This is a genomic window from Chryseobacterium gossypii (genome assembly GCF_041361455.1).
Lineage (GTDB): Bacteria > Bacteroidota > Bacteroidia > Flavobacteriales > Weeksellaceae > Chryseobacterium > Chryseobacterium gossypii.
Genome location: NZ_JBGCUR010000001.1, coordinates 458,770 through 483,276 on the forward strand (window position 1 = coordinate 458,770; position 24,507 = coordinate 483,276).

14 protein-coding genes are annotated in these 24,507 nt (G+C 42.7%); 13 read left to right on the forward strand and 1 reads right to left on the reverse strand.

Annotation, left to right across the window (positions count from 1 at the left end; all coding sequences use genetic code 11):
- Position 1: 1 nt before the first annotated feature.
- The 12 genes from ABMQ40_RS02190 to ABMQ40_RS02245 all read left to right on the forward strand — a co-directional run bounded on the left by ABMQ40_RS02190 (position 2) and on the right by ABMQ40_RS02245 (position 23,039).
- Positions 2 to 1,246, forward strand: coding sequence for an efflux RND transporter periplasmic adaptor subunit (locus tag ABMQ40_RS02190; protein WP_370896063.1), 1,245 nt, complete (start codon positions 2 to 4; stop codon positions 1,244 to 1,246).
- Between the two features lie 68 nt (positions 1,247 to 1,314).
- Positions 1,315 to 2,205 (forward strand): cation diffusion facilitator family transporter, encoded by an 891-nt coding sequence (locus ABMQ40_RS02195; protein WP_370896065.1) that lies wholly within the window; start codon positions 1,315 to 1,317, stop codon positions 2,203 to 2,205.
- Between the two features lie 533 nt (positions 2,206 to 2,738).
- Positions 2,739 to 9,722, forward strand: coding sequence for an SDR family NAD(P)-dependent oxidoreductase (locus ABMQ40_RS02200; protein ID WP_370896067.1), 6,984 nt, complete (start codon positions 2,739 to 2,741; stop codon positions 9,720 to 9,722).
- Positions 9,723 to 9,743: 21 nt separating this feature from the next.
- Positions 9,744 to 13,973, forward strand: coding sequence for a beta-ketoacyl synthase N-terminal-like domain-containing protein (locus ABMQ40_RS02205; protein WP_370896069.1), 4,230 nt, complete (start codon positions 9,744 to 9,746; stop codon positions 13,971 to 13,973).
- Positions 13,961 to 14,260, forward strand: coding sequence for an acyl carrier protein (locus tag ABMQ40_RS02210; RefSeq protein WP_370896071.1), 300 nt, complete (start codon positions 13,961 to 13,963; stop codon positions 14,258 to 14,260). Before ABMQ40_RS02205 ends, ABMQ40_RS02210 begins: the two co-directional genes overlap by 13 nt.
- Positions 14,251 to 15,027 (forward strand): alpha/beta fold hydrolase, encoded by a 777-nt coding sequence (locus ABMQ40_RS02215; protein ID WP_370896073.1) that lies wholly within the window; start codon positions 14,251 to 14,253, stop codon positions 15,025 to 15,027. Before ABMQ40_RS02210 ends, ABMQ40_RS02215 begins: the two co-directional genes overlap by 10 nt.
- Positions 15,020 to 17,422: a glycosyltransferase gene (locus tag ABMQ40_RS02220; protein WP_370896075.1), complete on the forward strand. Its 2,403-nt coding sequence runs from the start codon at positions 15,020 to 15,022 to the stop codon at positions 17,420 to 17,422. Before ABMQ40_RS02215 ends, ABMQ40_RS02220 begins: the two co-directional genes overlap by 8 nt.
- Positions 17,423 to 17,426: 4 nt before the next feature.
- Positions 17,427 to 18,698 carry a condensation domain-containing protein gene (locus ABMQ40_RS02225; protein ID WP_370896077.1) on the forward strand — a complete coding sequence of 424 codons (1,272 nt, stop codon included), beginning with the start codon at positions 17,427 to 17,429 and terminating at the stop codon, positions 18,696 to 18,698.
- The gene (locus tag ABMQ40_RS02230) at positions 18,695 to 19,945 is read left to right on the forward strand and encodes a condensation domain-containing protein (RefSeq protein WP_370896079.1); all 1,251 of its coding nucleotides are present in this window, start codon (positions 18,695 to 18,697) and stop codon (positions 19,943 to 19,945) included. Before ABMQ40_RS02225 ends, ABMQ40_RS02230 begins: the two co-directional genes overlap by 4 nt.
- Complete coding sequence (locus ABMQ40_RS02235; protein WP_370896081.1) at positions 19,942 to 20,460, forward strand: hypothetical protein; 519 nt, start codon at positions 19,942 to 19,944, stop codon at positions 20,458 to 20,460. The genes ABMQ40_RS02230 and ABMQ40_RS02235 overlap by 4 nt, the downstream gene beginning before the upstream one ends.
- A gap of 146 nt (positions 20,461 to 20,606) precedes the next feature.
- On the forward strand, positions 20,607 to 21,152 hold the full coding sequence (locus ABMQ40_RS02240; protein ID WP_370896083.1) for a hypothetical protein: 546 nt from the start codon (positions 20,607 to 20,609) through the stop codon (positions 21,150 to 21,152).
- A 465-nt stretch (positions 21,153 to 21,617) separates the two neighbouring features.
- Positions 21,618 to 23,039: a tetratricopeptide repeat protein gene (locus ABMQ40_RS02245; protein WP_370896085.1), complete on the forward strand. Its 1,422-nt coding sequence runs from the start codon at positions 21,618 to 21,620 to the stop codon at positions 23,037 to 23,039.
- Between the two features lies 1 nt (position 23,040).
- Here ABMQ40_RS02245 and ABMQ40_RS02250 read toward each other — a convergent pair whose 3' ends face one another.
- Positions 23,041 to 23,382 (reverse strand): helix-turn-helix domain-containing protein, encoded by a 342-nt coding sequence (locus ABMQ40_RS02250; protein ID WP_370896087.1) that lies wholly within the window; start codon positions 23,380 to 23,382, stop codon positions 23,041 to 23,043.
- 588 nt (positions 23,383 to 23,970) lie between these two features.
- On the opposite strand from ABMQ40_RS02250, the gene ABMQ40_RS02255 reads away from it, so the two are divergent.
- Positions 23,971 to 24,408 (forward strand): transposase, encoded by a 438-nt coding sequence (locus ABMQ40_RS02255; protein ID WP_370896089.1) that lies wholly within the window; start codon positions 23,971 to 23,973, stop codon positions 24,406 to 24,408.
- The last annotated feature ends 99 nt before the right edge of the window (positions 24,409 to 24,507 follow it).

A 24,507-nucleotide genomic window follows, 5' to 3' on the forward strand; every position in this document is an offset into this window, starting at 1 on the left:
AATGAAAATTAGAAATAATATCGTACTCCTGATTTTATTCTCTGTTCTGGCAATAGGCTGCGGGAAAAAGGAATCGTCAGGTGAAGCTACCGGAAAAGAAAATAAAGAGCCAAAACACGAACATAATGAGGAAGCACCTCCAACCATAGCTGTCTTAACCGAAGATCAGATGAAGTCTGTGGGAATTACTTTAGGGAATATCGAGGTCAAAGACCTTACCTCGACCATCAAAGCAAACGGACTGCTGAGAGTTCCCAATGACAGGAAAGCAACTGTGACATCACTGTATGGGGGTGCCATAAAAACCATTAATGTCCAGATCGGGGACTATGTGAAAAAAGGGCAGGTAATCGCTACAATCAGCAACCCGGAATATATTCAGTTGCAGGAACAATACCTGACAATAAACAGCAGGATCACTTTTGCCGAACAGGAATTCAGAAGGCAAAAAGAGCTTTTTGATAATGATGCCGGAGCCAAGAAAAACCTTCAAAGCGCCGATGCAGAGCTTAAAAGTTTAAGAACCCAAAGATCATCGCTGCAAAAGCAGCTGCAGCTGATGGGGATTAGTCCTTCAAGAGTGAATAACGGTAATTTAAGATCAGGCTTAGCCATTACCTCACCGATTAATGGTACGATCAGCAATATCAATATCCAGATAGGAAGCTACGTTGATGTCTCATCTCCCGTTCTGGAAATCATTGATAACAGCTCCATACATCTCGACCTGCAGGTTTTTGAAAAAGATTTACCTAAAATGAGGGTAGGGCAGGTGATCCATTTTAAGCTCACCAATAATCCTACGACGGAATATGACGCCAGAGTGTACAGTATCGGCTCTTCCTTTGAAAATGAAAGCAAGACCATCTCTGTTCATGCAGCTGTTATAGGAAATAAATCAGACCTGATCGATGGAATGAATATTACCGGTATCGTAAGCCTTGAAAAAGCGACCACTCCGGCAGTGCCTGATGAAGCTATTGTGGAAGCGGATGGAAAATATTACATCTTTGTGCAGACGGATAAAAAGCCCGAAGAACATGAAGAACCGGAAAAGAACGACCCCGGTAAAAAGCCTGCCAAAACAATGAATTTTGAGAAAATTGAAATCGTTAAGGGCTCTTCCGATATGGGATACACTGCCATTACCCCTGTCCGCAAAATTGCGCCAGATGCAAAGATAGTAGTAAAAGGTGCCTTTTTTGTAAATGCAAAATTATCTAATGCCGGTGAACACGCGCATTAATAACTGAATCTATTGGACCCAATTATTAGACCTTTTAAGGTATTTATTTGAACCAAGACAATACAATTATGAGTGATACAGCTGTAAAAAAAGCATCAAACAGACATAAGAGAAACCTGCTTATCGTTTTATCCCTAAGCGGGACGTATATGATTGCCGAAGTGATCGGAGGTATGATTACCAAAAGCCTTGCCTTGCTGGCAGATGCCGCACATATGCTCACGGACGTTGCAGGATTATTTCTCGCATTTATTGCCATAAAAATCGGTGAGAGAAAAGCGGATTCCATGAGAACTTATGGCTATTACCGTACAGAAATACTGGCGGCGGTTGTCAATGCCGTGGTTTTATTGGGTATTTCCATCTATGTCCTCTATGAGGCCTGGCAAAGATTCCGGAACCCGCCGGAGATTCAGAGTGGCTCCATGATAATTGTTGCAGGAATAGGCTTAGTGGTGAATATAATCGGTATGATTATTATAAGAAAAGATTCCAACGAGAGCCTGAACATGAAAGGAGCATACCTCGAAGTGCTTTCTGATATGCTGACATCAATAGGGGTTATAATAGCAGGGGTTGTTATGCTGACAACAGGGTGGTATTATGCAGATCCCATTATCTCTGCCGCCATAGGGCTCCTGATTTTTCCCAGAACATGGCAGATCCTGAAGGAAGCTGTCAATGTTTTACTGGAAGGGACTCCGAAAGATGTAAATATTGACGACCTTCGCACGGCACTGGAAAATATCCCCGGAGTGAAGAGTTTGCATGACTTACATGTCTGGTCTCTTACCTCAGGGGTCAATGCAATGAGCTCTCATGTGGTGGTGAAAGAAGGTGAAAATATCAACGCTTTGCTCAAAGCCTTGTCAGATAAAGCGGTCACCGATTTTAAAATCGGTCACACCACCTTCCAGATAGAAACAGAAGGACATACAGAAGGTAAAGTACACCTCTAACAGGATATGAAAGTATCAGAATAATTTAAAAATATCTTAATATAAAAATGGATCATGGAATGCTTTATATAAGCAGTAAATAATATACGATCCCTGTTTTAATTCATGTAAAATCCTCTTAAGCAGCTGCTTAAGAGGATTTTTTATTGTTAATTTCTTTTTCAATAGAAATCAATGGCTGCAGATATCTTTTTCTGATGTGTTATTTTTTTGTAATATGAAAAAGTAAATCTCTTATTGTTGAAGTATTTTGTTATTTATTTATATATTTGTTTACTATTATTAATTATAAATATTTATAATTATAGATACTCAGATTGTACCACATTGTTTCTAAGAATAAAAATATAAACTACATATTTTAAGTAGTTGGATCAATAATAATTTTTCATTAAAAAATCATTATCAAATTGGTTCTGTTATTTAGGATATAGCAGTAATAATTATTTTTATTTTATTATAACGGTCGTTCTTATACCTATGATCGACTTTTGTTATAAGCCCTTCAGCTACCATTCAATATCATAAATGTAATGAAAAACTTAACCATTATCGGATTAACACCTTTTGAGAAGCCTGACGTAAATCTTATTCCTAAATTACACCAGGCGGGAGCATTTCCCATTCTAAGTTTAGGCGATGAGGTAACGACCGCTCAGAAAGCACTGAGCCAGCTTGATCAGATAGATGTACCTTCTTATGGTATATGCTATTCTCACAACAGATTCCCATCGCTTGAAATCCCGGAAAAAGTAAGTCTTGCTATCATTCCATTAAGCCTTTCAACAGATATTACACCGGATCTGCCTGTTATCTATCAGGTAAACAGTGTGGAGGAGGCCCGACAGGCAGAATATCTGGGAGCAAAGGGTATCATTATAAAAGGAAATGAGGCGGGTGGTCTGGTGGGCTACGAGTCAACATTTGTATTATTTCAGTGTATAATTAAAGAAATCAATACCATACCGGTATGGGTGCAGGGAGGAATAGGGATTCATACCGCCGCTGCTGTAAAAGCACTTGGGGCGGCAGGTGTTGTACTGGACAGCCAGCTAGCCCTGTTCCCGGAAAGTAACGTCCCTCAGGATATAAAAGAGATGTGCTCTAAATTAAACGGCACAGAAACAAAGATTATAGCAGAACACCGTGTGCTGCTGAGACCAAATTCTCCGGTACTGCCGGAAAATATTACTGCTGAAGATCTCAGGCAATATTTTACCGACCTTGATCCCGGCAAAAGTCTTATCCCTATGGGACAAGACATTTCGCTGGCAGTAGATTTATATGAAAATTTCAGGAATCTGAAAAAACTCGTTTTTGGATTCAGGGAAGCCATGTATGGACATCTGAAGCAGGCCAAGGCCCTCAAGGTTATTGACCGGGATACTATGCTGGCCAGAGAACTGGGATTGCGCTATCCAATTGCACAGGGGCCAATGACCCGGGTTAGCGATGTTCCTTCATTTGCCAATGCTGTTGCGCAGGAAGGTGCTTTACCTTTTGTTGCCCTGTCTTTACTGCGGGGTGATCAGGCAAAATCCCTGATAACGGAAACCAAAAAACTTGCCGACGGGAAAACGTGGGGAATAGGTATACTGGGTTTTGCTCCGCAGGAACTAAGAGAAGAACAGACTTCCTATATTCTGGAAACCCGGCCTCCTGTGGTTCTGATTGCAGGAGGAAGGCCGGCACAGGCTAAAATATTTGAAAAAGCAGGGATAACTACCTTCCTCCATGTTCCTTCTCCGGCATTGCTGGATATCTTTTTGAAAGAAGGAGCCAGGAATTTTATCTTTGAAGGCCGTGAATGTGGTGGCCATGTAGGACCGCTTTCAAGTATGGTACTGTGGGAGAAACAGGTAGAACGCCTTTTAAAAGAAGAGCATCCTGAAGCAATCAGTGTTTTTTTTGCGGGTGGAATCCACAATGCCCTCTCAGCGGCATTCGTTTCGGTCATGGCAGCTCCGTTGGCAGCCAGAGGTGTAAAGGTGGGAGTATTGATGGGAACGGCATATCTCTATACCCGGGAAGCGGTGCTTACCGGAGCCATCCAGGAAGAATTTCAAAGGCAGGCTATGCAGGCAAAAGATACGGTCTTGCTGGAAACAGCTCCAGGACACGAAACACGTTGCCTGAATACGGCATTTGCCAGATATTTTAATACGGAAAAAACGAAGCTCTTGGCAGCCGGCATGGATAAAAAACAGGTTTGGGAACAGCTTGAAAAGCTGAATGTAGGCCGTCTGCGTATTGCAGCTAAAGGTATAGACCGCCAGGGCGACAAACTGGTCAGCATTCCCAAAAATGAACAACTGGATTTAGGAATGTATATGATAGGTCAGGTGGCCACCATGCATGACGGTGTGACCTCCCTTGCAGCCCTTCATCAGGATGTAGGGGTGGATAATTATCAATATATTCGGCGGGCAGTATTGCCGGAAGAGCCATTATCTAAAGAAAAGCCGCTGGATGTGGCGATCATAGGCATGGAATGTATTTTTCCCGGAGCGAAAAATCTGGAAGAATACTGGCGTAATATCATTCTAGGAAAAGATAGTGTTACAGAAGTGCCTGATGAGCGATGGAATAAGGAGCTTTACTATCATCCGGATTCGGATGGGCCGGACGTCTCACATTCCAAATGGGGTGGCTTTATTCCGAAAATTGATTTTGATCCTCTTGCATTCGGGATACCGCCGCAATCCCTTGCCGCTATTGAGCCGACACAATTGTTGACCTTGCTGGTTGCCAAACGTGCAATGGAAGATGCCGGCTATGGTGAAAAACAGATTAACAGAGAAAATATTTCCGTCATCATCGGTGCTGAAGGAGGCAACGATCTTGCTAATAGCTATAGCTTCAGGGGATATTACAAGCAGGTTTTCGGTGAACTTCATGAAGAGGTGAAAGATGCCTTTCCACATACAACAGAAGATTCTTTTCCCGGCATTCTGGCCAATGTGATAGCAGGCCGGATCACTAACCGTCTTGATCTTGGAGGAAGAAACTTTACGGTAGATGCTGCCTGTGCTTCCTCTTTAGCGGCTATTGATCTGGCATGCCAGGAGCTGGTGTTGGGCAAATCAGATATGGTTCTTGCAGGAGGCGCTGATTTGCACAACGGGATCAATGATTACCTCATGTTTTCCAGCACCCATGCGCTTTCCAGAAAAGGTCGGTGTGCAACGTTCGACAGCGAAGCGGACGGCATAGCCCTTGGTGAAGGTATTGCTATCCTGGTACTGAAGCGATATGATGATGCCGTACGGGACGGAGACCGCATTTATTCAGTTATTAAAGGAGTAGGAGGTTCCAGTGACGGTAAGGCTCTGGGGCTTACAGCTCCAAGGGAAATAGGGCAGGTACGGGCATTAGACCGGGCCTATACACAGGTCGGCATCAGTCCGGCAGCTGTGGGACTGATTGAAGCTCATGGTACCGGGACCGTAGTAGGAGATAAAACAGAGCTCAGTGCCCTGACCAATCTATTCAGTCGTTCAGGTGCGTTGCCCGGCCAGACCCATTTAGGCTCGGTAAAAACACAGATCGGGCATACCAAGTGTGCTGCAGGATTGGCCGGACTTATCAAAGCTTCCCTGGCAGTATATCATGGAGTAAAGCCGCCGACCCTTCATCTTCAGCAGCCTAATGCTTACTATAATGCGCAGACCAGCCCTTTTGCATTCCATGCAGAAAGCGGATTATGGACGGATAAGAACCGTTATGCAGGTATCAGTGCTTTTGGATTTGGCGGGACCAATTTCCATACTGTTATTGCCAATCACCCTGAGCAGGAAGATTCTGCCGTGCTGCAGTCCTGGCCTTCAGAGCTGTTTGTATTCCGTGGAGATACCTATGAAGATGCCAAAAACCAGCTGAACCAGGTAAAATCCTTATTGGAGATTAATGATGGCATTTCCTTGAAAGATATTGCCTACAGCCTGGTTATTGGTTCAGAAAAGCCGATCCGGTTAAGCATTGTTGCGGACACGGCTGAGGATTTAATGATGAAGATCGAGCTGGTCTTGCTGGGGATTGAAACCAAAGATACTTTTACAGTCAATAAACGGGAAGGTAAAGTGGCCTTTTTGTTCCCGGGACAGGGAAGCCAGCGGATCAATATGGCCCGTGACCTTTTTGTGATCTTTCCTGCCATGCGTAAGCTTTTAGAAGCTTACCCCGAGCTTGAAAAAATAGTTTTCCCTTCGGCGGCTTTCGATGCCGATACCTTAAAAAGACAGAAAGAAGCCATTAAAGATACACGCCTGGCACAGCCCCTTCTGGGAATTGTTGATCTGGCCCTGGCTCAATTCCTCCGGTCGTTAGGCATTGTTCCGGACATGCTCGCCGGGCATAGTTACGGAGAGTTACCTGCTTTATGCTTTGCAGGAGTGTTTGAGGAAGAACGGCTGGTTGACCTGAGTATCAGGCGGGCTCATGCCATTCTCGATTCTGTGGAAGATGGAGATCCGGGTGCAATGCTGGCAGTAAGCATATCACCGGAACGTTTACAGCCTGTTCTGGCAAAAACAGAAGGCTGCTACCCTGTCAACTACAATGCCCCGTCCCAATGCGTGATTGCAGGAAGTACAACGGCTATTCATAAATTGACGGAAGTGCTAAAGCATGAAGGTATTTCAGCAAAAAAGCTGGAAGTTGCCTGTGCATTTCACAGTCCGGTAGTGGCGGGAGCCAAAAAAATATATGATGAGGTATTAAAAGATGTTCCCTTCCGGGAAATGCAGATTCCTGTCTGGTCAAATACCACTGCAACGATATACCCGGCAGAAACATCGGAAATAAAAGAAAGATTAACGGATCATCTGGTACAGCCCGTAAGGTTTGTGGAAGAGATCCGGGCGATGTATGCTGATGGGGCAAGAATATTTATTGAGGTAGGTCCGGGAAAAGTACTTACCGGGCTGACCAGATCTTGCTTGGATAAAGATCACGTGACACTATATGCGGAGGATAACAATCGCAATAAACTTACCCATCTGCTTTGTATGCTGGCACAATATTTAAGTACGGGCCGAAACTTTGATATAAATAAGCTTTTTGAAGGCCGGAACGCTAAATTTATCCAGATTGACCAGCCTGATGTTTATAAAAAAAGTCCTACCATCTGGCGTGTGAACGGGCAGGCTGCACATCCAAACACAGGAAAACTGCCCGCCAATGGGGCATTACCCATAATAACTCCTCTTCAAATGAACAACTTTACCAATCATCAAACACCTGGTGTTGAGAATCAGCCTGCTGCCGAACGTATGTTACAGGAATATTTGAACAGTATGAAGCTTATGATACAGGCACAACGGGATGTGATGCTCTCTTTCCTCGGACAGAGCCCTCAGGTAAGTCCATCTCCTGCTTATATTCCGGCAGCACCGGTCCCTGTATATGAGCCCGGAACAGCGACCCCTGTTTCTCAAAAGACTGATCAACTGGCAGCTATTCATACAAAACAGGCTCCCGCAAAAGATATCAAATCCTTGCTCCTGCAGATTGTCAGTGAAAAAACCGGGTATCCTCAGGAAATGTTAGGTATGGAAATGGATCTCGAGGCAGACCTCAGTATTGATTCTATCAAAAGAGTTGAAATTATAGGAACGCTCCGTAATGAGCTTGATATTCTCACGGGGTCCGCAAATGAAGATACAATTATGGAACAGCTGGCCGGAATCAAGACCCTGAACGGTCTCGTATCCTGGCTGACAGAATATACAGGAACGGCGGTTGCCGCCGAAAAAAACGGTAAGACGGAAGCTGCAGCCCCAAAACTACAGAACCAGCCTGTTTTCTCCCTTGAAGAACTTCAAAAGGAAATCCTGGATATTGTCAGTGAAAAAACCGGATATCCGAAAGAAATGCTGGGATTGGATCTCGACCTGGAAGCGGACCTGAGCATCGACTCTATTAAACGGATGGAAATTATCGGAGATCTTAAGGCCAGAATCGGATTTGGCAAGGACCTGGAACAGGCTGATGATCTTATGGAAAAACTGGCTGGCATTAAAACATTGAACGGATTGGCACGCTGGATCAGTGAAATAAATGAAATCAACAAGCCGGAACCGGTCCGGGCCATGCTGTCACGGCTCCGCTTTGATCTGACCCCAACTGATGTTTCTTTGATACAAAATACTGAAATATTGCATGGGAAACGTTTCGCAATTGCCCAGGATAAGAACAGCCAGACCCTGACGATCAAAAAGGAGCTTGAAAAATATGGCGCTATCGCGGAATTGGTTGATGCCGGGACGGATCTTACGGATTTTGACGGGCTCATTATGCTGGATATGTTTTCATCCTCCGTTACCCATAGCATCATTGATCATGTCGAGCTGATCCAAAAGCTGGATCTCGATAAAGCCCGGTGGGTTTATCTGATCTCAGACATTCCGGCCCATATCCAGGAGGTGACTGATACTCGTCTTTTACGTCACTATAAAGGCTATCCGGGCTTCTTCAAAAGTCTGGCCCGGGAATTTGAACAGATCAGCTGCAGGCTGATCAGTCTGGATACCCCTCAGGATATGGATCAGATTGCTGAAATCGCATTGAAAGAAATACTGGCTGCCGATAAGCCTGCCGAGGTCATCTATAAAGACCGGCAACGGCACAAGCTGAACATTATACCCTCACCATTGTCAACCAGTCTGGTAGAGGCCCATATCCAACTGGACGGGAAATCTGTCGTCCTGGTGCTGGGAGGTGGCCAGGGAATCACTTCTGAGCTTGTTAAGCATATGGCTCAAACCTACCCATGTACCTATATCCTGGTAGGCCGGTCGGCAGATCCAAGAGATGAAACATCTGATCTTGAGGAGTTTAAAGACATGAAGACCAAAGAAGAAATAAGAGATTACCTCATTAGAACTGCAAAATTCCCTTCTCCCGCACAGGTTGAAAAAGAGACGGTCCGGGTTTTCAAAAACAATCAGATCCTGAATACGATCCGTGATTTGGAACAACTGGGAAGTACAGTGGTTTACCAGTCGCTGGATCTTTGCGATGAGGATGGTCTCTCTGCATTGATCAACAATATTTATGAAGAATATGGCCGCCTGGATGGTGTCATTCATGGTGCAGGCCTTTTGGAAGACAAGCTGTTCAAACAGAAGACGAGCAGCTCTTTTGGGCGTGTCTTTGATACCAAAGTAAAACCTTTGCGTGTATTGGCGGAACAGCTGCGTACCGATTGTCAGTTTGTGGTTCTCTTTTCAAGCATCGCCTCGGTATACGGCAATAAAGGACAGACAGATTATGCTGCTGCGAACAGTGTGCTGGATGATTATGCCAAAGCCTTGAATAAAAGGTTAAAAGGAAAAGTAATTTCCATCAACTGGGGTCCTTGGAAGGGAGCAGGAATGGTTTCACCGACACTGGAAACGGAGTATGAGCGCCGGGGCATTTCTTTAATTCCGCTGGATCAGGGAAAAGAAATTTTTCTTAACGAAATAAAATACGGAACTGAAAGCCAGGTGTTGATCATGTCAGGAAACAATTGGTAACCTCTGTACAGATAGTAAAATATGAGAAAGACAGATGTTGCCGTAATCGGTTTATCCTGTGTTTTTCCCGGAGCACGGGATGCCGGGACTTTCTGGCAAAATATTGTTAATAAGGTTGATTCTACACAATCAGTTCCTGCTGACCGGATCGATCCGGTACACTTCAGCGGGAGTGAAGATGCTGTCGACCGTTTCTATTGCAAACGTGGCGGATTTATTCCTGATTATGAATTTGATCCCACGGTCTTCGGTATTTTACCATTGGCTGTAGAGGGTACAGAGCCGGATCATCTGCTGACCCTGGATCTTGTAAGAAAAGCGCTGGACGATGCCGGGATATTCCGGAAGCAGGTTTCTCTTGAGAAGACAGGAATCATTATAGGTAAAGGAAATTATACAGGGCCGGGGGCTACCCGTGCCATAGAGATCGTGCGTACCGGTGAGCAGATCGCTTCATTACTGCAGGAACTGTTACCTCAGGTATCTTCGGCAGAAATCGAAAAGGTAAAACGTGCTTTTCAGGAACACAAAGGGCGTTTTGCCGCCGATACGGCTATGGGATTGATTCCCAATCTTGTTGCCTCTTTAGTAGCCAACCGGTTCAATCTGGGAGGAGCTGCCTTTACTGTGGATGCAGCCTGTGCTAGTGCATTGTTAGCTGTAGATCATGCTGTACAGGAGCTTCACCGGGGACGCTGTGATATAATGATTGCAGGAGGTGTACATACCGGGCAAAATGCTGCTTTCTGGAGTATCTTTACACAGTTGGGAGCACTGTCGCGTCAACAGCAGATTAAGCCTTTCAGTATGGATGCCGACGGACTGCTGATCGGGGAAGGCTGTGGCTTTGTTGTTTTAAAGCGGTTGGAAGATGCGGTCCGGGATAAGGATAGGATCTATGCAGTGATCAAAGGCGTGGGGATAAGCAGCGATGGTAACGGTACCAGTGTCATGAGCCCATCTGTAAAAGGACAGCTGAAAGCTTTACAGCAAGCCTGGATGAATGCGGACCTCGATGAAAAACATATCGGTTACCTTGAGGCCCATGGTACGGGAACACCGCTTGGAGATAAAACAGAGCTTCAGACCTTAGCCCGCTTTTTTGGTAAAGAAGCAGCAGCTCCGCCAGCCGGTATCGGTTCTGTAAAATCTAATATAGGGCACGCTATGCCGGCAGCCGGTATAGCAGGTTTGATAAAAACCTGTCTGGCATTGCATCATGATATCTTGCCACCTACATTATATTGTGAAAATCCGGTTGCGGAAATGCAGCACACCAGATTTGCGCCTGTACAGGAGCCGAAAAGCTGGTCCGAAACCGGCCTGTCGAAAATAGCAGCCGTGAATGCCTTCGGATTCGGAGGTATCAATGCACATGTTGTCCTTGAAGGATATAATATGCCGAAGAAAGATCGCGTTCTGCTGCTGGCAAGAACTACACATGAAGAATTACTTTCCGCTTTGCGGAATAATGAACATGCGTTGGGAGAAGGAAATTACAGGATTGCCCTGTTCAACCCGACGCCCGAAAGAATAGAAAAAGCGATTAAGATTGTATCTAAAAATATTTCCTGGAGGAATAAACAGGATATCTGGTATACATCTTCTCCTTTACTGAAAGATGGCGGCAAAGTAGCCTTCGTATTTCCGGGCCTGGACGGCCTGGCAAAAGGTGAGGTAGACAGTGTGAGCCGGTACTTTGGATTGACGGAGCCAATAAAAACAGAAGGAGAAGGGCTGCTAACCGATGCATTGGGTACTTTTAACCGGTGCAGTATTTTGGACAATGCATTAAAAAAACTGGGAATAGTTCCGGATATGAACGCAGGGCACAGCCTTGGAGAATGGCTGGCAGGGTATTCCTCCGAATTGGCCGAAGCAAGCTCTGTAAAAGCGCTGATCGATGTGCTTCACCCCAGGACTTTTGAATTAAAGGATTCCAGATTCATAGCCGTGGGGGCCGGAATCGATGTGGTGAAACCTCTTATTGCCTCAATTCCGGATATATACCTTTCCAATGACAATTGTCCTAACCAGGTTATTCTTTGTGGTAGCAATGCTGCATTGGATAAATTGATCCCTCTATTGAAATCCAGACAATTATTCCACCAGATTTTACCATTCCAGTCGGGTTTCCATACACCTTTTGTGGCAGACAGGCTCGATATGATCTTACAAGGAATGGAGCAGATACAATTTCAGCAACCCAAAATCCCGCTGTGGTCCGCGACGATTCTTAATCCTTATCCGGACAGTCAGGAAGCGATCAGAAAGCTGAGTGCCGAGCACCTTGTCCAGCCGGTCCGCTTCCGGGAACTGACTGAAAAACTTTATGAAGAAGGGGCGAGATTCTTTATCCAGGTTGGTACCGGGGGATTGACAGGATTTATTGATGATACCCTGAAAGGAAAAACATTCAGCACCATAGCTTCCAGCATACCGACACGTTCTGCACTCGTTCAGTTGCAGCGTGTAGTAGCGGCATTATTTGTGGAAGGCAGGGAAGTGGCTCTTGACTTCCTGGATATACAGAGCGATTCTCCAAAAGCATCTGGTAAAGGTATCAGGCTGCAGTTAGGGTCACCCATAGTTCGCAATTTTCAGGAAGTTAAGGCTCTATCCCGGTCTTTTGAAGCGTCTAAGCATATGCCCGCAGCTGTAGCCGGATCCGGACATCCCCTTGTACAGGCGTTCCAGGAAAATATAGCCGATATGATCCGTATGCAGGAAGAAGTGCTTACCCTTTTTCAGCATCACCGGCAAAAAAACATAGCTCCGGATCCTGTAATTACTCAGATGCCGGTAAATATGAATTTCTCAAAATCACTGCAGGTCAGTCTAGCTACCCATCCATATCTTATTGACCACAGCCTTTTAAGACAGCCTCCGGGATGGCCTCATGTCGCCGACATGGAGCCCGTTATCCCTATGACCATGATCTTTGAATTGTTGGCGGAAGCCGCACAAGCGGAAAAACAAGGGAGGGTTGTGCATAAAATATTGAATGTGAACGTATTTCAATGGATGAACGTAGCAGAGCCTTTTGAAAAAAGAATAAAAGGAGAGTGGCGCTCCTCAGCCCATGCCTATCTGGATATTGAGAACTTCGCCAATGCTGAAGTAGTATTGGTTCCGGCTGTGGTTCCTGCTCCCGCCCCGGACGTGCAGATTGGTGACCTGTTACCGATCCGTTGTACTCCCGAAGAAATCTATGAAAAGCATATGTTTCACGGCACTGCTTACCGGGGTATTACAGAGATATCAGCAGTGGGCACTAAAGGAATTACTGGAAAAATCAAGGGAAACGGAGGTAAAGGTTCCCTTCTGGATAATGCAGGGCAATTATTCGGATTATGGCTACAGCTCACATTGACGAAAGACCGGATTGCATTCCCCGTGAAGATCAGGGAAATTGAATTTTTCGGTGATATGCATGATCAGGAAGGTCTTTTTGAATGTACCTGTATGCTTACGGACTTGAATGACGAATTTGCAATAGCAGACATTATATTGAAAAGAGCCGGTAAGGTATGGTGTATTATTACAGGCTGGCAAAACAGGCGGCTGGAAATCGACGAAGCCTTGTGGAATATTTCCATGTCGCCTCTGCATAACTACCTTTCAAAAGAAATAGCGCCTGAAGTGTTTTTCTTTCATCAGGCTTACTCCAGAGTTGTTTCCTGGGATTTTATATTGAAGCGTTATTTCAGCCAGACGGAAAAGCAATACCACCAGCAGTTGTTACCCAATAGGAAGAAAAGCTGGATGGTAGGCAGGGTGGCGGTGAAAGATGCTGTAAGGCATCTGCTCCGTCAAAAGAAAGATTATACCTGCTATCCCATTACGTTTGAAATACATTCTGATGAAGCCGGCAAACCTTATCTGACCGGCGGACCTACGGAACATATCCATATTTCATTGGCACATAAAGGGAAAGATGCCGTAGCTATAGCGCGGTATGGCCGTCCTGTGGGAATTGATATGGAAATTATCGAAGAACGCAGCTCCGGATTCTATCCATTGGTATTTACCGATGCAGAACTGGAATTGCTAAAAGGCAGGGATCAGGCCGAATGGACCACGCGTTTCTGGGTTGCCAAAGAAGCATACGGCAAGTTTCTCGGGACAGGGCTGAAGGGAAACCCGAAAGCATACGAAGTTGAACTGATCCGGGGTGACCATTTATGGATCAACCAGATTGAAATCAAAACCATAAAACATCAAAATTATATTATCGGATGGACACTGTAAACCCAACATTAAAAATGAATCATGAAGAACTGTTCACTCTTTTAAAAGGTTTTATTACTGAAGTGATAGGAGAAGAATTTGTAGAAGAAATGAATATCACTCCGGAAAGCTCTTTCACCAGAGACCTTGAAATGGACAGTATAGAAATTGTCTCCTTTTCTGAAAAGATCAAAGCCCATTTTGGTGATCAGATCGATTTTACCGGCTGGCTGTCTTCTATGGACCTGGACCAGCTGATCAATCTTGACCTCAGTATGATCATCAATTACATCTACGAATGCCAATAATCAGTATTGATAATAAGAAGGTTCATATTCAGGAGCTCAATAAAGGTGCTGAGCAAACCGTGGTGCTTATCCATGGAATGTTCAGCAACCTGTCCATTTACTATTTCAATATTGCCCCAATGCTGGCAAGGCGCTACCATGTCGTCATGTATGATCTGAAAAGCCATGGCATGAGTGAACGTATATTGAACGGGTATGATCTGGAAAGCATGTCCTCGGACCTGATCGGACTGATGGATTTTTTACAGCTTAAAAAGGTTCATCTTACCGGCTACAGTTTCGGAGGACTTATTGCCCTGAAAACAGCATTGAAACATCCGGACCGGGTGGATCAACTGATAATTATGGAAGCCCCTGATCCGAAGGACGACAAGACGCGGAACATTATTGATGAGTACAGCAGGGAGTTTCTTGAATATTACGTGGCTAATTTTACAGATACCACTAAGGTGAAAATGGGTAAACGGCAAATGGAAAAGAACCATCGCCTGTATGAGTTCTTATTCGGACAGACCAGCATCAAAACAGATATGGCCGGGGAAAGTGATTTTCTGAGTGAGGTCCGTGGGCTTGATATTCCAACATTGTTGTTGTATGGTTCCCGGTCCAACTGCCGGCCTACAGGAGAATGGCTGAATACTCAGATCGGCTCGTCCCGATTGGAGCTCATCCCCGGTGATCACAATATCCCTATACAGGAGCCCGGCCTGATAGGGGAAAGCATCGTTCATTTTTTATCCAAATCTTTAACACAGAATCATGGCTAAATTTGTATTTGTTGTTCCGCCACTGACAGGCCACGTTAACCCCACTTTAAGCATCGGCGCTGAGCTGTTGAACAGAGGGCATGAGGTAGCCTGGATCAGTCTTGATAAAAATTTAATATCCAAACTCCCTGATGGAGGAAAATTATTACTTATCCGATATGACCAGACCGACGGGGAAAAAAGAGAAAGCGAGCGCTATCTTGATATTATTTCAAAAAAAGTGGTATACGGTATTGATAGCATCAAGTTTCTTTACGAAGATGTGCTGATCCCTTTAAACAGGCATAGCTATAAAGGAATTGTCACATTACTGGAGACATACCAACCCGACCTGGTTATTGGAGATCATCAGCTGTTTGCCGTACCTGTTGCTGCAAAGAAGCTTGGCCTGCCATATTGCACGTCCGTTACCGCTCCGGCTGCCATTAAAATTATCAGTGAGCTGCCTAAGGTACACGAATGGGAAGTGAATCAGATCATGGCATTGCAGGAGGAATTGGGGGTGACCGAAAACCGTTCCCTGGCCTGTTCCGATTTGCTGACCCTTGTTTTGACTTCAAATTATTTTTTTGGTGAGATGGATTTACCTTCCAATTACCGGTTCACAGGCCCCGTTCTCACAGAACGCCGCATTCCAAATGAATTTGATTGGGATAAATTTAACGGGAGCAGCCGGAAAAAGATCCTTGTAAGCATAGGCACAACTTTCGATCATGATCATAAAAAAGCTTTTTTTGAAAAGGTGATCGAAGCATTTAAGGATGAAGACCTGACCGTGGTGGTGGTTTCAGATCCGTTGCTTTTTGACAGCTGGCCGGAACATTTTATGGTGTATCAGCAGGTTCCTCAACTGGAATTGTTACCACATCTGGATGGTGTGGTCTGTCATGGGGGCCATAATACGGTGTCTGAAGCGCTTTCACATGGCCTGCCTCTGGTAGTGATCCCTATTGCCTATGACCAGTCCCATGTTGCAGGGCGTGTTGTACGTACAGGAGCTGGTGAGCGGCTCAATTTCAACAGGTTTAAATCAAATCATTTAAAGGAGGCTGTGCAGCATATCCTGAACGATCCGGCTTATCGTGAAGCGGCCCGGGTTGTCCGTCAGTCTTTTATTGATGCCGGCGGTACCGCCACTGCAGCTGATTTGCTCGAACGGGCACTTATTCCGGGTTCAGATTCAGGGAAGCCTTCCAAATTTTTATTTGTTGTTCCTCCTTTTTTTGGGCATATCAGCCCTACTTTAAGTGTAGGGGCCAGCCTGATCGCCCGTGGCCATGAAGTCAGGTGGTTTGGAATTACACCCCTGGCAAATGAGCATATTCCGGAAGGGGGAATCTATATTTACCCTGAAGAAGATCTTATTCCGTTTCAGGATGAAATCAAACGTATTTTAAAGAGACAGGACGATGGACCTGCCTGTTCAGGCCCTGAAGTTATGAAACTGGCATTGGAGGAAACCTATGTCCCGTTTGCCAGGATGATGATGCCCGGATTACACCGTCTTCTCGGCCACTGGCAACCCGATGTTGTGATCAATGATTGCATTACCTTCGGAGGAGCACTATTTGCCCGCAAACATAATATTCCCTGTGTAACGACTACGCCTGTGCCTCCTGACGTGATGGGGGACACTGCGAAACATGCACCTAAAATATTTGAGTGGCAGCAAAAGCTGATCAAAGACCTTCAGGAAGAGGTCGGGATCCAGGATGAAGGTATTTTCATACATTCCCATGAGCTGAATTTGGTATTTACATCCCAGGCTTTTGCCGGTTTTGAAACGGTTCAGTCCCACATGAAGTTTGTAGGCCCTGTAAAGGGACGTCCTAACAATGCCCCTTTTGACTGGGACCGGCTGGCAGCAGCCACCACACCGAAAATCTTCGTTTCCCTGGGTACATTGCTGGTGGATATCCGCAAAGCTTTTTTTGGACGTCTTATTGAGGCTTTTGCCGGTCAGCCTGTAACCATTGTGGCAGCCACTCCGCCGGAAATATTCGAAGAATGGCCGTCTAATTTTATTGTGAGCAGCTTTGTACCGCAGGCTGCATTGATGCCGCATATGGATATGGTGATCTGCCATGGTGGCTTTAATACTGTGAACGATACTTTTATCAATGGATTACCAATGCTGATTACCCCTATTGCCTATGACCATTTTCATACCGCGAAATTAATTGAGCGGGCAGGCTGTGGGATCAGCATCCGGTACAAGCGACTGCGTGTTGAGTCACTCCGGGAAACCGTCTTTGAACTGCTTGAGAACCCTAAATACAGAGATGCAGCAAAAAAAGTCCGGGACACTTTTCTTGCAGCCGGAGGCAATGACCGGGCTGTAGGATTACTGGAAGATTTTGTAAAGCAGAAACAATCCATATTAGCTTCAGTATAGGCCTATGAAAAGAAAATTGTTGTTTGGCGAGCGTATGCTTTTGGGCGACGGGACAGAACCATTTAATGCCGTCATTCCGTTCAGGCTGAGAGGAACCTTTACAGAGGAAAATATTCAGGATGCCCTGAGGCGGCTTCAGAACAAGCATCCCTGGCTAAGGGCACTCATCAGCCGGGATGAAAAAAATGTACCCTGGTTTGAGGTCCCGGAAGTAGCACCGCCGATACCGGTAAGAATAGTGACCCGGCAAGGGGAGAACCATTGGCAGGATGAATCCAGAAAGGAATGGCATATGACATTTGACTGCAAAGAGCTGCCATTGATCAGATTTGTGTGGATTAAAGGAGATGAGGTGTCAGATATGCTTTTTGTTTTCCATCATTGTCTGTGTGATGGCGGATCAGGTATGGCTTTTTTATCTGAATTCTTAAAAGTTCTTGATAACCCCTCTGCCGATATTGGAATAGAAGAGCCTATTCTCGGCATTCAGGATGTTGTTCCATCGGCAATTCTGGCTAATCGAAAGCAACGTCTGAAAGCAAAGGTTATAGGCTGGCTGGCAACAATAGCCATTAAATATATTCCCGTTGGCAAAAAAAACGTTGAAAGGCAAAATGATTATCTCATCCACTGGAAACTGGATCAGGCAGCCAGCCAGGAAATAATTTCTTACTGCAGGTCAATGGAAGTTACTGTTAATACATTTTTAAGTGTTATTATGCTTCAGGCATTCAGAAAAGTAAGAGGAAAGGAAGCTTTCAATAAAATTTCCTGTCCGGTGGATATCAGGCGTTTTGCAACACAGATCAAAAATGACCATATCTTTGCTTTTGGATTGATGATTGTGGTTTCATCCAACGAAAAAGCGAGCTTCCAGGAAAATTTATGGTTGATGCAGGAGGATGTGGAGCGTAAAACCGCTAAGCTTAATCCTTATATCACCATGATGGTGATGGAATCTTCACATGCTGCTCTGAAGAATTTTACAAAGCTGCTGAAATACGGTAAATCCTCTAATGACTGCATGTTCTCCAATCTGGGCCGCATTCAGATACCCTATCAATATGGCGCGTTTACTCTGGAAACTGTTTTTAGCCCTTCCGTTATTGGTCCTTTAGGCAATACCACGACACTGGTTACTTCAACATTCAGGGGAGAAATGGATTTTTGCTTTGTAGGAAGCGAGGGATACTTACCTTATTCAGAAGCTCTGGGCATCCGTGATGAGATGATCCGGACCATTAAACAACAACTGGAATATTCAGCTGTATTATGATTAAGCGAAGATTGATGATGGTGGAAAGGATCATGTATGTAGATCCTGCAACACCCTTAAATTGTGTTTTTGCCGCAAAAGTGAACGGTGAGATTCCGGAAAAGAATTTTGAGATCGCTTTAGCGAAGATCCAACAAAAGCATCCTCTATTAAGAGTAACAATTGATAACAGTGGTAAATATCCTTTTTTTGTAGAGGAGCAGGAAATAGCGCCTATTCCCCTTCGTATTGTAGAACGGCAGAAGGATGAGGACTGGCTCCTGGAATCCGAACATGAATGGCAGCGCCTGTTTGAAGGAGAGAAGATGCCATTGGCCCAGCTGGTATGGATCAGGGGAAAGAATATTTCCGAAATTCTTTGGGTCATGCCCCATTGCATCTGTGACGGGACAACCTGCATAACCTTGATGCGGGAGCTTCTTTGCCTGTTGGATGATCCTTCCGTGGAGCTGCATCCTTATCAGACTTTCGGATCTGTCAGTGATTTTCTGTCCTCCGACTTCAATGCAGAAAAAAAAAGATTTAAGGCCAATCTTTACCTCCTGTTGGCAAAAGTCTTTTTTTACACCCGGCGGAAAAGCAAAAAAAGAAATCTGGGAAAAAGTTATGTCATCCACAGGAAGCTGGATATAGAAACTACCCTACAAATAGCGGAGAAATGTAAAATCTATGGTGTTTCTGTACATGCTATGCTTTGTGCTGCATTCATGCAGGCTTTCCGGGAGGTACAGGGGACCCGTGCCAGGAACAGGGTGATCAGTCCGGTAGATGTACGCCATTTTATTCCGGAGATCAGACAGGACCATTTATTTGCTTTTGCGCCGACTGTCGAGCTTTCATTGAAAAAAAGAAGGCAGAGCTTGCCGGATAATGCCAGGAAGATCAAAAAAGAACTTGCAGAGAAAATTGAAAAGATGAAGGTGAGAGAGCTTCTGTGGATAGGTGAGCATATGCATCCGGTGGTTGAACGTATGATTGAAATGCTAAAGTCGAGCAATGGTGGCCATGATGTTACGTTTTCCAATATGGGTAAAATCAATATTCCGGATAGCTATAAACATTTTGAAGTGGAAACTATTTATAGCCCTACGGTTGCATTCCCATGGCTGAACTCAAATACTCTGGTTACCACCACATACAAACAACAGATGGATTTTACACTGATGTCCAATGAGCATTTTCTTCCAAAAGAGGAAGCTGTGAAAATCAAAGATAAAGCTATAGCGCTATTGATCTCATCCTTATGAAATTTAAACAATCTAAAGAAATAAAGAAAACCACACTGAAACGCTTTTTAATGAAACGGATGGTCTGCTATATCCTTCCGAATGTATTTTTCAATTTTATTATTGCTTATGCAAGCTTTCAGGAGCTGGGATATACCCATTTCTTCGCAGGAACGCAAAATCTGGCCCGGCTTACGATACCAATGGCGATATTCCTTCCGGCTGTTCTTACAGCCGATATTATCAAAAGAGTAACCGTAGCCGCAGAACAGGGGGCCATTGAATTTGTGGTAGACGATCAGCTTAATGTCAAAAAACTGATGATCAGGTTAAGTGTCTTATATGGGGTTATTACCGGGCTATTGGTATTGTCCGCCCTGGTTTTTGCCCAGTTTAGCCTTTCAAAATATTATAAGCTGGATGCTATGGCTATGGCGGTTCTTGATGGGACCTTGGCGGGGGTGCTTTCGGTGGTTTTCGTGTATTTGCCGGTGAGGAGGTTGAAGCGGTATCTGTACAAATGTGAGATTTTTTGATTCAAACATGCATTAGGTTCGGGAAAATTATATTTAAAGGGAGCATCATGCATAATATAAGTTCGGCACACAGCTTTTAATCTTAGTCTGTTTTAAATTATTTTCCTAAAAACTATTATCTTAGTATCAATAAATGATTTCACAAAATGAAAAAAATAATATTTCTGATTTCGGCTGTTCTCCTGCTCAACTCTTGTGTGGTATCCACAGCGGCGAAAGCAGTAAAAGGAGCTGCTACATTGGGTTACAAGGCCGTAAAGGGAACGGTCAATGGGATAAGCTGGGCAGTGCGTAAGGCAGATGGAAAAATAGATGAAGACCGCCTGGACGGTACCTGGAAAGTAGTGGGAGTATACCGTGGATCTTTTGAAGACTTTTCAAAAGATGAGCATCCGGAAAGCTCATTTACCACGGAATGTACAGATAGCTTTGATCAGATCGTCTTTAATTCAAGAAAATCTAAATTCAAGCCGGTACATTGCAGTTCTGATCAGGAAGACTGGGTGAAATATTCCCTGGAATTCGGAAAAAATCCTTTAACGAAAGAAAAGGAAAATTATATAGAGTACAATTCCAATAATTACATTTCCGTGATCGATGTCAATAACAAAACCATGGTCCTGGAAGGGAACCTTATGCCTAAGCTAGCTTTTTCCGGTGGCAGGCTGTATCTTTTGCAGAAGGTGAAATAAAGATTAAAAGCTCTCAAAAGTGAGGGTGCTTTTTATTACAACAATAATTTGAAACGGTTTGTTTCGGACTCTCCTGGAAGTTGTATGCGTATGGCTGTTTAGAATGGAAATAACCTTTCATTCCGGCTATTATCTGTGATTTTAAGTTACATTGCTGTGGTATATAGGATATAGTGATCACCGGATGATCTGTATATTTTATTATCATGATATGAGCATAATGCTGCTGACCTGTTTTCATATTGATCTTTTCATTTCCTAAGATGAAGTGTTATTATTGTTGTTTGTCTTGGATAATATTAAAAAAGCTTAATTCTGAGATAAATTAGAATAATAATGTAAATAATTCATAATTTTAATAGGGTTTTTGTTCATATATCAATCAAACAAAAGATTATATGCTAATATATGGTGTAATAGGTAGTAAAGCATTGGTAGATGATATGACAAAGAATAAAGAAAATAATGAAATATATATACCTTTTAATATTATCTCTTCTTCTGGTTTCCTGTAATTCAAAATCCGGAGAAAAGCATGAAAATGATTTTGATTTACCTTTACTGAATAAAAGCGAAGCATTGCTGTATTCAGGAAAATATGAATCACTTGTGATGCTTAATTCCGAGTATTTTAAAAAGGCTAAGCAGCTTGATTATGAAGAAGGCCAGGCACTTTGCTATATAAACATTGCGAACGTTAATGTTACCGTAAGAAACTTTAAGAAATCGCTGACTTTTTTTGAAAAGGCCAGAAAGCTACTTGATCATTCTCCCAACAATATTCATAAGGCGATATATTATAATTCTTATGGGAAATTGTATTATATGCTTAAACTGTACGATAATGCATTAGAAAGCAATACCAAAGCTTTGAACTATCTGAAGCATTCCAGGAACTCTGAGCTTAAAGTAAATAATCTGGCGTTAGTATACAGCAACCGGGGAGATTATCTGTTTGAAAAAAAGCAAACCGATTCGGCTCTCATCTATTATCACAAAGCGAGTAGGATAAAAAAAACAGCAATTACAGAAGGGTTGATTGCAGAATACCATTTACAGGCGCACAGGCCGGATTCAGCAGCAATATACATTCAGCATACTGAGGATATTATAAATAAACAGCACATTAAAGATGTTAGAGTATTATATCTATATTACCTTAAAGGGATGTATTATAATGAGATCAATGAATATGACAAAGCAGATGCCGAACTTCAGAAAGCATTGAAATTAAATATAGAATATCAACAAACGTTCTCAGCCATTTTTCCATACATTTATTGGGGCCTTGTACAAATCTATAAGAAAAAAGGAGATACGGCCAATGAATATTTCTATTTAAAAAAGTATATTGAAGAGAAACAAAAAACAGATACGGCTTTATCTGATGCAGTAAATTTTGCTACAGAAAGCTTTATCTCAGATGCGAAAAAGGAAACTGATCGTCAAAGAAACAATATTTTGATTTTAGTGGTATTATCTGTAATTTGGGGATTGCTGGGAATTATGTATGCCTGGAGGATCATAAAATCATTGAGATTGAAAAGGAAACTCCTGAAGATGGAAGCAGAGGCATTGAAAAACCAGTTCCATGATAAAAAATTCGAAGAGGTTGTTAAGCTTGCCCGGAAAAATGATTCTACATTTCTGACAAGATTTAAGGAAGTGTATCCTGACTTTATTGATAAACTTCTGGAAATCAATCCGGATCTTGAAAATTCTGAGCTGGCTTTTTGTGCAATGTTGAAGCTTCATTTTTCTTCAAAAGATATTGCCAGTTATACATATGTACAGCATAAGTCTATTCAGCAGAAAAAATACAGAATCAGGAAAAAGCTTAACATACCGGGAAATACGGATATTTATAAATTTTTTGATGAATTATAGGTCAGACCTGAAAAATCTTTTTCCATCTTCTTACGGTATTTCGGCTGATTTTAAATTGTTTTGCCACTTGCTGATTATTATATCTGTGTTTTTTCTGATAATCTAAAATATGTAAGATGGTTTTTTTGTCATAGGACCGGTGTTTACGGTTATAGATGGTCGTTTGTTCATCATCGGATTCTCCGAAAATTTTTTTATTCAGTTCTATGATATCCAGCGTCGACAATGTTTTTTTATTAAGCAATACCTTACATTCTTCTTTTTTATGAGGAAATTTCGCATTGATGATATCTGTATAAATGCGAATATAATCAGGTCTTCCTTTTTCTGTTTCTTTATTCATGCTATAAGATTAAAGTTAGGTTGTTGTTTTAAGCCGGCATTATAACAGGCAATTACATTATCCTTGAGAGTTCCGTTTCGCAGCTATAATCTGAAGTGAATATGTTGGTAAGGAGTATATATTCCGTTGTTAAATTAAAAAATGCTGATTTAGTAATCTCGATTTTGATAATGATTTCCTGGTATTATTGCCAGGAAATCATTTAAATCATACGTGTTAAAATTTATGTTGATGTGTTTTGTACAAAGATGAAAATATTTACCTCTTATCCCTAATTATAGCATACTACACATATCCTTCGTTTTGTTTTTTTTCTGTTTAAGGGATTTATTTCAGATAGGTATGTGATCTAGATTTCAAGGTATTTTATTTTAATGTATAGTATATGTAGGGTGTTTTTATTTGCTATTATTCCTGATACGATGATATATTTGAAAAGTTTTTTTTTACATTAATTTAAAAAACACAATTGCATGAAAAAGTTTCAAGAGCTGCCTGATACAGGCAGTTCTTATTTTATCCGGAAATGAAGGAAGTAGGATTCAGTGTAAAAGAATTTTTAATACATAAAAAGCAATATAAAATATTATGGTTGATTTAAAGAATATTCACATCGGAAAATATATTAAAATCAAGTGGCAGGAAATGGATGTTACCATGGAGAGAACCTGTAATTTCTTTAAGCTTGACTCTGAAAACATAGAAAAGATGTTTCGCCAGAGCAGTTTGGATAGTGATATCCTTTTAAAGTGGAGCAAGCTGCTGGAATATGATTTTTTCAGACTCTATTCCCAGCATCTGATATTCTATTCTCCCCCTGCAGGAACAGACTATAATATGGTAAGCAAAAGAAAGCAGGAATCATTGCTTCCTGTCTTCAAGAAAAATCTTTACACCCGGGAGGTTATCGCTTTTATTATGGAACAGCTGAAAACCGGGAAAAAAACAAGACAGCAGGTTATCAATGAGTATAAAATTCCAAAAACAACTTTATATAAATGGATAAATAAATTTTCTGATCAGTAAATCATTATTCCTGTTATTGGGAATAATTGTCTGTAAAATCTTTCTACAATATATAAAAATTAATATATTTAATATATTTTAAATATTTGAAATTGTATA

Coding starts and splice junctions, on each gene's coding strand:
- ABMQ40_RS02215 (WP_370896073.1), top strand. CDS start 14,251: ATGCCAATAATCAGTATTGATAATAAGAAGGTTCATATTCAGGAGCTC.
- ABMQ40_RS02210 (WP_370896071.1), top strand. CDS start 13,961: ATGGACACTGTAAACCCAACATTAAAAATGAATCATGAAGAACTGTTC.
- ABMQ40_RS02195 (WP_370896065.1), top strand. CDS start 1,315: ATGAGTGATACAGCTGTAAAAAAAGCATCAAACAGACATAAGAGAAAC.
- ABMQ40_RS02245 (WP_370896085.1), top strand. CDS start 21,618: ATGAAATATATATACCTTTTAATATTATCTCTTCTTCTGGTTTCCTGT.
- ABMQ40_RS02255 (WP_370896089.1), top strand. CDS start 23,971: ATGGTTGATTTAAAGAATATTCACATCGGAAAATATATTAAAATCAAG.
- ABMQ40_RS02190 (WP_370896063.1), top strand. CDS start 2: ATGAAAATTAGAAATAATATCGTACTCCTGATTTTATTCTCTGTTCTG.
- ABMQ40_RS02230 (WP_370896079.1), top strand. CDS start 18,695: ATGATTAAGCGAAGATTGATGATGGTGGAAAGGATCATGTATGTAGAT.
- ABMQ40_RS02235 (WP_370896081.1), top strand. CDS start 19,942: ATGAAATTTAAACAATCTAAAGAAATAAAGAAAACCACACTGAAACGC.
- ABMQ40_RS02240 (WP_370896083.1), top strand. CDS start 20,607: ATGAAAAAAATAATATTTCTGATTTCGGCTGTTCTCCTGCTCAACTCT.
- ABMQ40_RS02220 (WP_370896075.1), top strand. CDS start 15,020: ATGGCTAAATTTGTATTTGTTGTTCCGCCACTGACAGGCCACGTTAAC.
- ABMQ40_RS02205 (WP_370896069.1), top strand. CDS start 9,744: ATGAGAAAGACAGATGTTGCCGTAATCGGTTTATCCTGTGTTTTTCCC.
- ABMQ40_RS02250 (WP_370896087.1), bottom strand. CDS start 23,382: ATGAATAAAGAAACAGAAAAAGGAAGACCTGATTATATTCGCATTTAT.
- ABMQ40_RS02225 (WP_370896077.1), top strand. CDS start 17,427: ATGAAAAGAAAATTGTTGTTTGGCGAGCGTATGCTTTTGGGCGACGGG.
- ABMQ40_RS02200 (WP_370896067.1), top strand. CDS start 2,739: ATGAAAAACTTAACCATTATCGGATTAACACCTTTTGAGAAGCCTGAC.